Origin of the sequence: Microcoleus sp. LAD1_D3, assembly GCF_036702135.1 — a bacterium.
In the GTDB taxonomy this organism is placed as follows: domain Bacteria; phylum Cyanobacteriota; class Cyanobacteriia; order Cyanobacteriales; family Microcoleaceae; genus Microcoleus.
Genome location: NZ_JAUBSB010000013.1, coordinates 30,788 through 44,025 on the forward strand (window position 1 = coordinate 30,788; position 13,238 = coordinate 44,025).

Here is a 13,238-nt window from a genome sequence, read left to right on the forward strand (position 1 = left end):
ATTTTAACAAATTCCTCAAGCCAACAATTCACTTACGGCTACGCTAAAACCTGCAAGCACACTTTGACTGTTAACAACTTCATCGGCATTAAACAACCGCCAGCTTTGCCCCCCATTGACAAATATTAATCTAGCTTCCGGAAACAGCAACCAAACTTCTAAACATCCCGATTCCAAATATTCCTGAGCTTTGGCAAATAACTCTTCGCCGCTATCTTCGGGGGAAGCAACTTCCGCTATTAAAGGAAAACTTTGGGAAAATGCTATAAAATTGCCTGATTCTGGCAGCAGTTCAGGAGTAATGTAAGCAACATCGGGACGGCGACCCTGTTTGCCAGTGCGGCAAAGGACTTCTGTAAGAACTTCTCCTCCCTGTCCGCTGGAATGTTTGTAATTTCTCCAGGATGTAGATAATTTAGATTGAGCGAGACCGTGCTTGAATGTCATTCCTGTTTTCTCCACTAAGTTGCCGTCAACCCATTCCATTCTATCAGCAGGTCTGACTAAAAATTTTTCAAGAGAGATGACTTTTTTAGGCTCACATTCGGGCGTAATTTCTGATATATTTTCTGATTTTTGCGGTAATTCTTGCTTTGAGTTTGGGTCGGCATTCTTTGGTATAATTATAGTAGCTGTCATGATCGCAACCTCTGTTTAACGATTATAATTGTACAACCGATCGCTCTCGATCGCATCTTTATGATCTTATGGAACTTGGTAGATTTTGTCTTTCCAACTTAGCCCGACAATTTATATATCATAGCAATTAAGAAAGGTGACTTTCATGATTCTCTCAAACCGTTTTTCTGAAGCCCTCACCTATGCGGCCGAATTGCACGCTACCCAAGTTCGCAAAGGTTCCGGGGTTCCCTACATTGCCCATTTGTTGGGCACTGCTAGTATAGCTTTAGAATATGGGGCAAATGAAGATGAGGCGATCGCAGCTTTGCTTCACGATGCGATCGAAGATCAAGGCGGCGCCACCACCCGCGAAGCCATCCGCCGCCGCTTTGGCGATACCGTCACAGCGATTGTAGACGGCTGTACCGACAGTGACGCAACGCCGAAACCCCCTTGGCGTCAGCGAAAACAAGCTTATATCGATCGCATTTCTACAGCTTCTGGCTCAGTGAGATTAGTCTCGGCTGCTGATAAACTTTATAATGTTCGATCGATCGTGAAAGATTACCGTCAATTAGGAGATACTATTTGGGAACGCTTCAAAGGCGGCAAAGACGGTTCTCTCTGGTATTATCGTTCTGTGGTAGAAGCATTCCGCAAAGCTGAGTTAACGCCTATAGTTGAAGAATTAGACCGCACAGTTTTAGAATTGGAACAGCTTTCTGAAAGCTGAAGGCTGAAGGTAAAAAGCACTAATTATCAATTACAAATTACAGTCAAAAAATGGCCAATGTTCGCTTAGAAAATATTACCCGACGCTACCAAAACGTCACCGCGATCGAAAACATCAGCTTCAAAATCCCGGACGGGGAATTTTGGGTATTAGTCGGGCCATCCGGCTGCGGGAAATCCACAATTATGCGGACAATTGCAGGTTTAGAAACCGCAACTTCCGGCAATCTTTACATCGGAGATAATTTAGTTAACAACATTCCGGCGAGACAGCGGGACGTTGCAATGGTGTTTCAAAATTACGCACTTTATCCGCACATGACTGTCGCCGAAAACTTGGCATTTGGATTGCGGATGCGGAATGTTGACCCGACTAAAATTCAAGAACGAGTCGAAACAGTAGCCCGATCGCTCTCGATCGACCACCTCCTCAAGCGTAAGCCCAAACAGCTATCAGGCGGACAGCAGCAGCGGGTAGCACTGGGAAGGGCGATCGCCCGCGAACCGAAAGTATTCCTTTTAGATGAACCGCTTTCTAACCTGGATGCTCAACTGCGAGACGACACTAGAGCCGAACTCAAACAACTGCATCAACGGCTGGGAATTACCACAATTTACGTCACTCACGATCAAGTGGAAGCGATGACTTTAGCGGATAAAATTGTAGTCTTAAATGGGGGAAAAATTCAACAAATTGGAGACCCGCAAAGCATTTATGCTAAACCAACTAACCGCATGGTTGCCACATTTTTAGGCAATCCCGCCATGAACATTTTGCCTGTAATTTATACTAACGAATCCTTTCAAGTAGGAAATCAATCTTTAGCCTGTCCGCCCTCGATTCAGAAAAAATTGCAGGCGAGAGAAGGACAAGGATTTGATTTGGGCATCCGTCCAGAAAATATAGAAATGTTTACGCCACAAAACGCAGAAGAAGATGATTTGAAAGCCGATGTTTGGGCCTTAGAAAAAGTCCCTCTTGATGTAGAGGTAAAAGTAGTGGAACCTCTGGGGCGAGAAACTTTAATTCGGGCGAGTTTGCCTTTGTTGAGTGCTGAAACTACTGTACAGTTACAAATACCTGCGAGTGTTCGCTTGCGATCGGGCGATCGACTGACGGTACAGCTTGACTTCGATCGACTATTTATATTTGACCCCTCCACCGGTGAAGCGCTGTATCCTTAACTGGATGGAACAGGACTTACGCACGGTTGGCCAACAACCAGGTTTTTTTAGTCGCAGTGGGTAAGTCCTGTTCAATCTCAAATCTCACATCTCACATCTCAAATAGACTGAGCCTTCCAGTGGGCAAGTCTCGATTCGTAGCTACAAAAGTTTACACTTGACATTTATTAATTTACGAAGTAATGATACGATTAGTATTGGCACAACGGAAAAACGTCCACCCCAAAAGCTGATCTTTCCTGACTCGGGGCGATCGCTATCGACAACTTCGCATCTTCCCGCTAAAAAGCGGCTTTACCCCCGACTTGGGAGCAACTAGCGAAGCAAAAACTCAGAAAAACGTTCTAGCGGCATTTTTAGATGAATCCCGACAACCTGCCTCAAATGCTGCAAACAGGATTTCACCTAACTTTAGGTGCAACTTCCTTTTTAATTGAGACATTGCAAGATCCTTTGAAGCGAGAAGAAAATCTTGACAAACTTAAGTCAGATTTTGGCCAGCTAGCCGATGAGCTGCTGGAAAAAGGAGAAATGACCGATCGAGAAGCGCGGAATTTTGTAGATACTATTTTCTCTCAACCGGGCGATCGGGAGAATGCAGACAGTGAATCTGTCTCGCCCAAGCAATCAGATGCAGCGACTGATGCTCCTCCCGATTCGGTTGTACAGCCTAACGTAAAGCTAGAGATTCAAGAATTAACTGCACACATGGCAGCGCTGAGGGCAGAGTTGGAAAATTTGCGCGCCGAAAATTCCCAGCATTAAAGAATCAATAGTCTTTAACACAGCCGGAGTTTACTTGGAAAATTACTTGCAAAATTACTTGCAAACTTATTTAAGAGAACCAAACTTTAGTCATTGTCCCATTTTTCAGAACCGATCAGGTCGGCGATGCGATCGCGCAGCAAGAAGTCGCATTTTTCTAATTCGCACTCTACACAGGCCCATTCCCGGGGCGGAATGAATTGGCAGAGGGTATAGATGGGCTGTTGGCGGCTGAGTACGCCCTCATGCACGAGGTGACGCGCTTCATCTTGGATCACATCTAAAGAGTATTGGATTTGGGGAATAGTGGAGTGAATCATAATGCGCCCTCAATGTTTTACTAAAAAATTTTATGGCCCTGGTAATAATATAGTCCAAACTTACGAATATGTAAGTTAAATTTTGTCCGTATACAGCTATACAATTCACTGCCGTAAATAAAAATAAATTATACGAATAATCAGTAAGTGATGGGATCTGTCTTAGGATGGTGACACGCAGCACATTTTCCCGACTAGCAGGCGGATCGGCTGGAAAGCTCAATTCAGAACTTAGGAACCCGCGTCCAATTCCCGGTTTCTGGATGCTTTGCCACCCAAGGCAAAATTTCTGGCGAGAAACCGGGTTGATGAATTTAAGTCCTGACGCAGCAGCAAAGGAAAGATTTAGGAGTCCGACAGATCAAGCATTGCCCTTTGCGTCAATGCCGAACAGCACTTCTAGAACGAGAGATTGCGCTGTCGGCATCTGCCCAAAACAAAATACATAAGGAATATTCGGAGGCAAGTGTGGCAAAAATTGCTCTAAAACGTAGGGACTGCCGTAAATTAACACAGCTTGCAGTTCTCCCGTTTTTAATAATTTCTTAAACCAATCTTGAGCTGCTTCGGTCAAACCAGCACTGCCTCGGAAGCAATTGCCGCGAATGAAAATTTGCAGCAGTGTCGGAGAAAAATGCTCTGCACCTGTATTATCAGCATTATCAGCGATCGTCCCTGTGCGATCGTCAATCAGTTGCAATTTGTAACCAAACTGTTCGGGAAGGGCGATCGCCGGAGTGTGGTTTCCCAAAAACTCGCACCCCAAAACATCATCTACAACAATCAAATTCCGCAAAAGCTGGTTTTCTGGGGGCTTTGGAACCTGCAAAGGTAGATTTCCCCCAAATTTCAAAGAATCTCGCAAAATATCGGCAGCAGTTGCCCTTGCCTGGGGATTTGCGAGCAAATTTAAGTCGATCGACTTGATCGATGCTAAATTCTTGCTCCCCCCCTTAGCAAGGGGGGGTTGGGGGGGGTCAGAAATCGGCAAGCCCACCTTTATTTTCGCTTTCCAAATTCGCTTGACAGATTCCTTGATTTGTGATAAACAGAGCCGCCCTTGAGTGACCGCTTCGCAGACAGCGAGAATCGCCCCTTCCGGGTCAAGCGGCATCAGCAAAACATCAGCACCAGCCTCAGCCGCCAAAACAGCAGCTTCATTAGCCCCGTACTTATTGGCGATCGCACCCATCACCAAAGCATCCGTCACAATCAAACCTTCAAATCCCAACTCTTCTCGCAGCTTCCCGATCAAAATTTTGCGAGAAAGAGTAGCAGGAAACTCCGCATCCCAAGCCGGAATCAGCAAGTGAGCACTCATCACAGCATCGACCCCAGCAGCCATCGCCTCGACAAAAGGAGGTAACTCAACCTGGGCCAATCTCGCTGGCGAATGCGGCAAAACCGGCAATTCCAAGTGAGAATCAACCGCCGTGTCTCCGTGGCCGGGAAAATGCTTAGCTGTAGTCAAAACCGGGTGATCACCTGCACCTCGAATAAACGCAGCGGCCAATTTCCCGACAATTTCCGGTGTCTCGCCAAAAGCGCGGACGTTAATCACAGGATTGTCGGGATTGTTGTTAACATCAACTACTGGTGCGAGAATCCAATTTAGACCGATCGCCCTAGCTTCGATCGCAGTCACAGCGCCCATTTGTTCAGCATATCGATCGGCTTTACCTGCATCCTGTCGCGCCACTTCGGCAATTGCCATCGGCGGCCCGAACCAAGTCGCCCCCCCGAACCGCTGGCCGACACCTTCCTCAATATCAGCCGCCAGCAGTAGCGGAAACTTGGCCCAAGACTGCAATTGGTGCGATCGAACTGCCAACTCCGCAGCACTTCCCCCGACCAAAATCACACCGCCGACGCCCAACTTTTCCAGATAATAGCGGAGTTTGCTGGCAGTTGGTTCCCATTCGGGATAGCGAATTTGGTGGTCGAACAAGCAGCCAGAAGCGCGCACCACGAACATCTGGGCCACCAGTTCGGGTAAGGAAAGATTGTCAATCATGGGAAATTAGGAATTGTTTGTTGACTGTTGACTGTTGACTGTTGACTGTTGACTGTTGACTTTGGGCTGTTGACTACCTTCAGACACTAATCCTCGTCTGCTTCTAAATCATCATCATCATCATCATCATCATTTTCATTGCCATCGGCCAATTCTTCGTCATCAAACATACCCGGTTTGCGATCGGCAGAAAGCTGATTCAGGAGTATCAGCATTTTATCGCCCCGTTCCAAAGAACGGTCTTCGAGAAATACTACTTCCGGCGTCCGGCGCAGTTGCACCCGTTGGCCCAACTGGTTGCGGACGTAGCTAGTAGCAGATTTCAAACCTTCCATAGTTTCAGCCTTCGCCTCATCAGTACCGTAGATGCTGACAAAAATTTTTGTATGCTGAAGGTCTCCCGAAACAATTACGTCGGTAACGCTAACCATACCCGCACCTACCCGGTCGTCCTTGATTCCATTCAGCAACATTAGGCTGACTTCCCGTTTAATCATTGAAGCTACACGCTCAATTCGACGACTTGTAGCCATAGCACCTACTCCTCTACTTTCCTAATCAGCCGTTTTTATCCAGATCGATAATTGTAGCGCGATCGGTCAGGGGTGTTACGGGCGATCGTCCGAGTTAGGGGTGAGATACAGCTTAGAGGAAAAAAAATGTTGGATTGCCTATAGGTGAATATATAGCTAATCTAGAGAGGTAGAGTGAGATACAGCTTAGAGGAAAAAAATGTTTGATTGGATTGTCAAAACCGTAGCCGATGCTTCAGGGGTAACTAACCAGCTAAAGATAGCTGAATGGGCCAGATTGAACAGGACTAACCCTTTCGATATGGGAGCCAAAAACTACCAACGATGTCTTCATGACTTAGGGTTAGGGGGAAAATATCATGAACTTGAATATAACAACGAAGATGGAAGCCTAAAATATCAATAATTTTGCCGCTAATTTCCTTAATTACGCTTCATAATTACCCCTTTTCTTATCCATCCCTAATCTATTAATCAATCAAACAGAAACATTCATTGTTAAAATTCCTTTATCGCCGTTTTTTTTGAGAGAATAAAGCTCATGGAAAAAGATTTCACTGTCGGTCAAAAAGTCCGAGTTGTGGCGAGGCCGCCTTACATCAAAACTGCCGAACCGATGCCGATGCTGCGGCCTGCGAATTTAATTGCGATCGGCGCTGAAGGTGTTGTGATCGATCGGCGTCCCGGCAATTATTGGGGAATTCGCTTTGAAAAAGGTGCTTTTTTGTTAGACAGTCAGTACATTGAAGCGGCGGAAACTAATGTAGAAGGTAATGGGTAATGGGGAATGGGGAATGGGAATGGAGAATTGATCTGATATCAAATCCGTTGGTATCGGAATTATTCATCTCTCTCTTCTGGAGACTCAGCGCCCTCTGCGGTCTCTGCGGTTAAATCATTCCGAAACAACAGTAAACGATCTGAGAACTTAAAATCTCCCTTTTCCTTCTTCCCTCAACATCCCTCCCTTAAATCCGTTAAATCCCATTGCTTGCTCGTTGCCCAACTTCCTTCTTCAACAAGCCAGCTTAGCTTCAAAAGCCAAAGAATTAACAGGAAACTCCCCCAAAACTTCCTCTAAAATAGGAGATGTGAAGTTACAAGGTTGAGGCTTTCCCAAATGATAACCTTGAGCGTAATCTACCCCAAGTTCATTGAGTTTATCCATAATTGTTTGATTTTCAACATACTCGGCAATAGTTTGAATTCCCATGACGTGAGCGATTTTTGTAATAGCTTCCACCATGGCAATATCAATAGGATTATCGACAATATTCTTAATAAAATTGCCGTCTATTTTGAGATAATCAACCGGCAAGTTTTTCAGGTAAGCAAAGGAAGACATCCCGCTGCCGAAGTCGTCCAAGGCAAACTGGCAGCCTAGTTCCTTGAGTTGCCAAATCAAGCTGGCTGCCTTGCTGAGATTACCGATCGCCACGGTTTCGGTAATTTCAAAACAAATTATTTGTGGCGGTATTTGATGGATGGAAAACTGTTCCTGAATAAACTCGATAAACTTTTCTTCGTTGAGGCTGTCCCCAGAAAGGTTGATTGAATAAAGGTTGGGATATTTGCCAAATGACGATTGCAGATCAGACAAAAGAGAGCAAGCAGGGAAGCTAACTATTTTATCGCTGTCTACCTCGGGGTTTTGGACAAATAAATTGGCCGTGAAAATTTTAGATAAATTGCTAAATAAAGTACGAATCACCCAGCGGTCGATCGCGTGCATCAAGTTGTAGCGTTCGGCCGCCGGAATAAACGCCATCGGCGACACCACCTGACCAGTTTCAAGCTGGAGGCGGAGTAGGATTTCGCAGTGGGTTCCGGTGGTTGGAGAGTTAAGCAAAGGTACGATCGGCTGAGAGTACAAGCAAAAGCGATTCTCTTCTAAAGCTTGATTAATTTGCACCACCCACTGCGTTTCGCCGTGCTGTTTAATTAATTCTTGATCGCCGGCTTGATAAACCTGTACCCGGTTGCGACCTTTATTTTTAGCAGCGTAGCAGGCCATATCGACCGCGCTCAAAATCGCCGATGTCGATGCTGTGTTGGGATTGATTGCTACCAAACCGATACTGACGCCGATCGAAAAAGTTTTGTCCTGCCACCCAAACCGGAATCCCTGAATGCTTCGCAGCAGCGCTTCTGCAACATTCAATCCTCGTTCGACGGGACAATGGTACAGGAGTACGGCAAACTCATCGCCACCCAGACGTGCCAAAATATCGGTTTTGCGGATATGACTTTTAAATAGCTGGCTGACTTGGCGCAGCAGTTCGTCCCCGGCAGCATGACCGGATGTATCGTTAACTATTTTGAAGCGATCGAGATCCAGGTAAAGCATCACGTGTTCTTGCCCGTAACCTTGAGCGCTGTGCAGGGCGTGCTCTAGCTGGTACTCAAATTCCCGGCGGTTGACTAATTGCGTCAGGGGGTCATGAGTTGCCTGCCAGGTGAGTTGCCGCGCTTGAGTTCGCACTTGCGTGACATCTCGGAACACAACCACGGCGCCGACAATTTCGCCGCTGCTAGCGTGGATGGGGGCGACGCAGTGGTCGATCGCAAATTCGGTGTTGTTGCGGTCAATCAGCAAGCTGTTGTGTCCTTGGTCAACAATCCGACCTTCGCACAAAGCGATGTCGGCGATATTTTCGGTCGGCCGCCTGGTAGTTTCGTCAACTATTCTCAGCACGCTGGCGAGGGGCAAACCCTTAGCTTCCGAGGTAGACCAACCCGTGAGTTGTTCAGCAACTGGATTAAGGGTGGAAATGTAGCCGTCGGCGTCAGTAGTGATGACGCCATCGCCGATCGATTGTAGAGTAACCTGAGCGAGTTCTTTTTCTTCAAAAAATGCTTGTTCCATGCGCTTGCGATCGGTAATATCTCGCTGCACCGACACCCAGTGGGTAACGTTCCCGGAGGTGTCGGTAATGGGTACGCTGTTGAGTTCCACCCAATATGTTGAACCGTCTTTGCGGTAGTTAATCAATTCCAGGCGTAGGGGTTCTCGGCGAGAGAAAGTACGGCGAATTTTAGCGACTTGGGTTGGGTCGCTTTCTGGGCCGCGCAAGCAACTGGGGGTTTGTCCGATGATTTCTTCGGGTAGGTAGCCCGTCATTTGGGTAAAAGCTTCGTTGGCGTAGATGATGGTGGGGTCGGAGATATCGCTGTCTCCCGCATCCATAATCACGATTGCGTCGTTAGCGTTCACTACAGCAGATTCTAAAAGGTGGAGCCTGGCCTCGGCCCGCACGCGGGTAGCAATTTCGCTTTCTAGTCTGGCGTTAGTCAAGCTGAGCGATGCGATCGCTTTTTGCAATTCCTTAGTCCTTTCTGCCACTGAATCGTGCAGAACATCGATCGCCCCGGACATTTCCATCGGGTCAAGTACGCGCAGTATGTTGGTTTGAGTAACTATTCCCAGGAGTTCTCCGCGTTCCCCCGTTACTACCAACCTGCGGACTAAACGCTCGTGCATTTCCTGATGAGCTACCCACAGCGAGTCTTCTTGCTTGAGGCTAAATAAAGGGGTACTCATCACAGTTTCGGCGATCGTTTGCGACAAATCTATATCTAAAGCTTGAAATTCCACAATATCCCGTTCTGTGACTATACCTACTGGAATGGGGAACGGTAAATCCATCGATAATTCTGTTGATTCGGTAATTACTACGCAGCTAACGCGGTGCTGCGCCATCAACTCGGCTAAACTCCTAACTGACGCGGAGCGAGGTGCTTGAATGACTTGTACGGTCATTACTTCTTTCACGCAGCGCATTTTTAAGATATTTGCCGGTTTCAGCATGACTTGGCGAATGCTTTCCGGCGTAATTACTCCTAATAGTTGACCGTCAGTGTCCAATATTGGCAAATGCTTAATTCTTCGCTGGCCCAGCAAAATTAGGGCGCTGAAAATGTCTTGAGTCTCGGATTTTGTCAGAGTTGCTGCCGGCTGCTTCATCACTTGTGCGATGGTGACACCTTTTAAATTTTTGCCGGAGGCAATCAAATCGACAAGATCCCTCTCGGTGAAGATTCCTTGCAATTGAGAATTTTGAGCAGAGTGCGAGGATAATTTTAAGAGTGATTTTTCCACGACAAAGACGCAGATACCTGTCGCGTCTCTGAATGCGCTTGAGGTGGGGGGATTTGCGATTTCTGTTAGTTGCTGATAGATATCCGTTGGTGGAATGGCTGCGTTTAGAGAGCAACTTCCGCGCCGTTGGCCCATCAGGGTAATTACTTCTGCTAGTGGGGTATCGGGCGCCACTGTCAAGGGGTAGCGGTCAATTACTTGAGCTAAGGTTGGCAAATACTTGGATGAATCGTTTTTGAGCATATTTAATTGAGTTTTGCGATCGCGTGGACTCTGCGACATTCCAAAAAAGTGCTGATTTCCAAGCACTAGGTGGATTTTTACGGCGCTGCTGAGACCTAATTAAAATTTATTGTTAAAAATGCAGCCGAGCTTGGACTGGGGATCAAGCCAGTGACTGCTTTTCCTCTACCTATAAAGTTATAAGCTTATCTTTATTTTAAATTAAATTTTCTGTCTCGTGACACTTTTATTAAAAACAAAGTATTTTTTGTAAGCTTTTTGCGATAAGATCGCAGCTAAAATCATCCACAGCATTGCGAATCATCTCCATCTTCAGAAAGACGCATCTGTTGCCTATCCGGGCTAACCTAGAAAAGGTTACTACAAAAAGGCACTGTATTAAGTTCGGCAGTGTTAAGTTTTGCGAAATAAAGTTTTGCAAGCTGATCGAGACCATGTATGCGTTGTTGAGGGCAATCGATATCACAGCCAATGTGTGAATTAGATCGCAACTTGCGAAAACAACGGTGGTAAGATTGTAGATATCAAGACAAGAACTTGAATACAGAGTCTGTGAGGAAAAGAGATTATGAAACGCAATCTATTAGCCGCTACTTTTTTAATTACTCCCCTACTGTTGGCTGGCCCGGCTCGCGCTGAAAATCCCGTTCACGTCAAACAGTTATTGTCAACCGGGCAATGTTTTAAGTGCGACTTGTCAGGAGCAGATTTAACGGGAGCTCATTTAATTGGTGCTGATTTGAGAGAAGCAAATTTACGAGGAGCAAACCTATCTCATGCCAACCTCGAAGGTGCTGACTTGACGGGTGCTAACTTAACGAGTGCTAACTTAACCGCAGTTTTTCTGACTAATGCCAGTTTAAATGACGCAGACCTTGATCGGGCAAATCTGACCGCTGCTATCATTAACACCGCTGACGTATCCGGCGCATCAATGGAAGATATGACCATCACTGATGCGAAAATCTACAATACCCAAATCGGCGTCGGCGGCAGCTACGACCAGTAAACTCGTTAAAAGAATGGAAAACACCAATTTTGAGGTTAAAAACCCGGTTTCTCCCCAGAAACCGGGTTTTTAGTCTTTTTGTAGGCTGCCCCGGAGCCTCACATTTTATGTCGTATTTCAAGCGAACAATCTGACGCACCCTACCATTACCACTAAAAACCCAAATCAACCGCAATTCGGTGCGCGCAAGCAAACCCAGAAAACGCCACCGCATTTAAACCCTGTCCGGGAAACGTACTGTCACCCACACAATACAAACCAGGCATAGAAGTTCGATTAAATGGCATTCCCAGCAAACCCATTAACTTCTGTCGCGGAATCGGCCCATAAGTTCCGTCTTCGCGCCCCAAAAAGCGACGGTGAGAACGCGCTGTCCCAACTTCCATATAATCCAAACCGGCGTCTAAACCGGGAAAAATCTTTTCTAATCTTTCAATAATTCTCCCTGCGGCCTCTTCCTTTTTCTCCTCATATTCCTGCTGCGAAAGTCCTTCCCACTCTTCCATCCAACTCGAAGTAAAAGCGTGAACGATGTGATATCCTGCGGGAGCTAAATCCGGGTCGAGTACGGTCGGAATTGACACCAAAACTGTTCCCTCAGCCGCTTCCATTTTGTCCCAATCTTCTAACAAAATGTGGTGGCAGGCACTACCCGCAGGGATTACGCTTGCTTCCACTCCCAAATGCAAACTCAAGAAACTCGGGGCTTTTTGATAGCGCTGCTGCCATTTCTTCTCGCTAGCTGGCATCTCTTCTGCGGGCAGCAATTTCTCAAAAGTATCCCACCGCGTGGCGTTAGAAACTATCCGCTTAGCCCGGTAAACTTCGCCGGTTGCTAGCTCGACTCCGACAGCGCGACCCTTTTCTGTAATAATTTTTTTCGCCTTAGCTTTGTATTGAATTTTCCCGCCGCATTTTTCTAATCCTTCGACTAATTTTTGGGCAATTTGACCGACTCCGCCTTTGGGGTAATTTATGCCACCGTAATGTCTATCCGAAAATACCATTCCGGCATTAATCATCGGCGTCAAGTCTGCGGGTACTACAGACCAGTAGTAGCATTCCATGTCGATAAATTTCAGCAAAGTAGGGTCTTTTATGTAGCGCCGCGCAATGTCGCCAGTATTTTGAGGCAGATATTTTACTAATCCCAAACAGGCTAAAGGATTCTGAAAAAAGACTCGGACGAGATATCCGGGTTCTTCGAGGGATAGCAATTCCATGCCGTTGAGGCAGTTAAAGACGTTCCAGCATTCGCCGTAAAATTTGTGGATTCCTTCGCGTTCGTGAGGGAACCTGTCTGTTAATTCTTGCAAGTATTTGTCATAAGCCTGGGGAACTTCAAGTTCCAAGCCGCTGGGTAAGTGATAGTGAAGCTGTACGGGGTCGGGAATAGTTTCTAAGGTGACGTTGACTGCTTTCAGGGCGCGGGTGAGGAGGTTGGTGGTGCCACGCTGTCCGAAGCCAAAAATCATCGAGGCGCCGACATCAAATCTGTAGCCTTCTCGATCGAAATATCCAGCGCTACCTCCCGGAATTGTATAGCTTTCGAGCACTAAAACTTTGGCTTTCTTAGCGGCTAGCTGGGTTGCAGTCACGAGTCCGCCAATGCCGGAACCGATGACAATCACATCAAACTCTTGCTGTGTAGGGCGGGAGTTGGGAGAAAATAATTGGGATTGGGTAGGAGCTGACATTAGGTTAAAAATCTTAATAT

General features: G+C 46.5%; 12 protein-coding genes. 6 read left to right on the forward strand and 6 right to left on the reverse strand.

All coding sequences use genetic code 11. The annotated features are described in order from the left end of the window. Window positions 1-15: 15 nt before the first annotated feature. On the reverse strand, window positions 16-639 hold the full coding sequence (locus QUA74_RS10125) for a Uma2 family endonuclease (RefSeq protein WP_333327615.1): 624 nt from the start codon (window positions 637-639) through the stop codon (window positions 16-18). Between the two features lie 145 nt (window positions 640-784). Here QUA74_RS10125 and QUA74_RS10130 point away from each other — a divergent pair, with 145 nt between their 5' ends. The 3 genes from QUA74_RS10130 (at window position 785) to QUA74_RS10140 (ending at window position 3,303) form a co-directional block, all read left to right on the forward strand. After that, on the forward strand, window positions 785-1,354 hold the full coding sequence (locus tag QUA74_RS10130; RefSeq protein ID WP_333327618.1) for an HD domain-containing protein: 570 nt from the start codon (window positions 785-787) through the stop codon (window positions 1,352-1,354). Window positions 1,355-1,404: 50 nt separating this feature from the next. Then, window positions 1,405-2,538, forward strand: a complete 1,134-nt coding sequence (locus QUA74_RS10135; protein WP_333327621.1) for an ABC transporter ATP-binding protein — start codon at window positions 1,405-1,407, stop codon at window positions 2,536-2,538. A 360-nt stretch (window positions 2,539-2,898) separates the two neighbouring features. After that, window positions 2,899-3,303, forward strand: a complete 405-nt coding sequence (locus QUA74_RS10140) for a hypothetical protein (RefSeq protein WP_333290891.1) — start codon at window positions 2,899-2,901, stop codon at window positions 3,301-3,303. 86 nt (window positions 3,304-3,389) lie between these two features. Here QUA74_RS10140 and QUA74_RS10145 read toward each other — a convergent pair whose 3' ends face one another. The 3 genes from QUA74_RS10145 to rbfA form a co-directional block, all read right to left on the reverse strand. Then, entirely contained in the window at window positions 3,390-3,623 is a 234-nt protein-coding gene (locus QUA74_RS10145; RefSeq protein ID WP_333057778.1) for a DUF4327 family protein, read from the reverse strand. Window positions 3,624-3,984: 361 nt separating this feature from the next. Further along, window positions 3,985-5,637, reverse strand: coding sequence for a glycoside hydrolase family 3 N-terminal domain-containing protein (locus QUA74_RS10150; protein WP_333327625.1), 1,653 nt, complete (start codon window positions 5,635-5,637; stop codon window positions 3,985-3,987). 86 nt (window positions 5,638-5,723) lie between these two features. After that, window positions 5,724-6,170: a 30S ribosome-binding factor RbfA gene (gene rbfA, locus QUA74_RS10155; protein WP_333327628.1), complete on the reverse strand. Its 447-nt coding sequence runs from the start codon at window positions 6,168-6,170 to the stop codon at window positions 5,724-5,726. A gap of 199 nt (window positions 6,171-6,369) precedes the next feature. On the opposite strand from rbfA, the gene QUA74_RS10160 reads away from it, so the two are divergent. Both QUA74_RS10160 and sipA read left to right on the forward strand, forming a co-directional pair. Then, entirely contained in the window at window positions 6,370-6,576 is a 207-nt protein-coding gene (locus QUA74_RS10160) for a hypothetical protein (RefSeq protein WP_333327631.1), read from the forward strand. A gap of 135 nt (window positions 6,577-6,711) precedes the next feature. Then, window positions 6,712-6,951, forward strand: a complete 240-nt coding sequence (sipA, locus tag QUA74_RS10165) for a regulatory protein SipA (RefSeq protein WP_333327633.1) — start codon at window positions 6,712-6,714, stop codon at window positions 6,949-6,951. Window positions 6,952-7,185: 234 nt separating this feature from the next. Here the strand turns inward: sipA and QUA74_RS10170 are convergent, their stop codons facing one another. After that, a complete protein-coding gene (locus QUA74_RS10170) occupies window positions 7,186-10,551 on the reverse strand; it encodes an EAL domain-containing protein (RefSeq protein ID WP_333327636.1) in 3,366 nt (1,121 codons plus the stop codon). A 529-nt stretch (window positions 10,552-11,080) separates the two neighbouring features. Between QUA74_RS10170 and QUA74_RS10175 the strand changes: the two genes are divergently transcribed. Continuing rightward, window positions 11,081-11,521 carry a pentapeptide repeat-containing protein gene (locus tag QUA74_RS10175; RefSeq protein ID WP_333327639.1) on the forward strand — a complete coding sequence of 147 codons (441 nt, stop codon included), beginning with the start codon at window positions 11,081-11,083 and terminating at the stop codon, window positions 11,519-11,521. A gap of 152 nt (window positions 11,522-11,673) precedes the next feature. Here QUA74_RS10175 and crtH read toward each other — a convergent pair whose 3' ends face one another. Further along, the gene (gene crtH, locus QUA74_RS10180) at window positions 11,674-13,218 is read right to left on the reverse strand and encodes a carotenoid isomerase (RefSeq protein WP_333327642.1); all 1,545 of its coding nucleotides are present in this window, start codon (window positions 13,216-13,218) and stop codon (window positions 11,674-11,676) included. Window positions 13,219-13,238 lie beyond the last annotated feature (20 nt).

Excerpts from the sequence above, each read along its gene's own strand:
- QUA74_RS10125 (WP_333327615.1), bottom strand. The coding sequence starts at position 639 with ATGACAGCTACTATAATTATACCAAAGAATGCCGACCCAAACTCAAAG.
- QUA74_RS10130 (WP_333327618.1), top strand. The coding sequence starts at position 785 with ATGATTCTCTCAAACCGTTTTTCTGAAGCCCTCACCTATGCGGCCGAA.
- QUA74_RS10135 (WP_333327621.1), top strand. The coding sequence starts at position 1,405 with ATGGCCAATGTTCGCTTAGAAAATATTACCCGACGCTACCAAAACGTC.
- QUA74_RS10140 (WP_333290891.1), top strand. The coding sequence starts at position 2,899 with ATGAATCCCGACAACCTGCCTCAAATGCTGCAAACAGGATTTCACCTA.
- QUA74_RS10145 (WP_333057778.1), bottom strand. The coding sequence starts at position 3,623 with ATGATTCACTCCACTATTCCCCAAATCCAATACTCTTTAGATGTGATC.
- QUA74_RS10150 (WP_333327625.1), bottom strand. The coding sequence starts at position 5,637 with ATGATTGACAATCTTTCCTTACCCGAACTGGTGGCCCAGATGTTCGTG.
- rbfA (WP_333327628.1), bottom strand. The coding sequence starts at position 6,170 with ATGGCTACAAGTCGTCGAATTGAGCGTGTAGCTTCAATGATTAAACGG.
- QUA74_RS10160 (WP_333327631.1), top strand. The coding sequence starts at position 6,370 with ATGTTTGATTGGATTGTCAAAACCGTAGCCGATGCTTCAGGGGTAACT.
- sipA (WP_333327633.1), top strand. The coding sequence starts at position 6,712 with ATGGAAAAAGATTTCACTGTCGGTCAAAAAGTCCGAGTTGTGGCGAGG.
- QUA74_RS10170 (WP_333327636.1), bottom strand. The coding sequence starts at position 10,551 with ATGTCGCAGAGTCCACGCGATCGCAAAACTCAATTAAATATGCTCAAA.
- QUA74_RS10175 (WP_333327639.1), top strand. The coding sequence starts at position 11,081 with ATGAAACGCAATCTATTAGCCGCTACTTTTTTAATTACTCCCCTACTG.
- crtH (WP_333327642.1), bottom strand. The coding sequence starts at position 13,218 with ATGTCAGCTCCTACCCAATCCCAATTATTTTCTCCCAACTCCCGCCCT.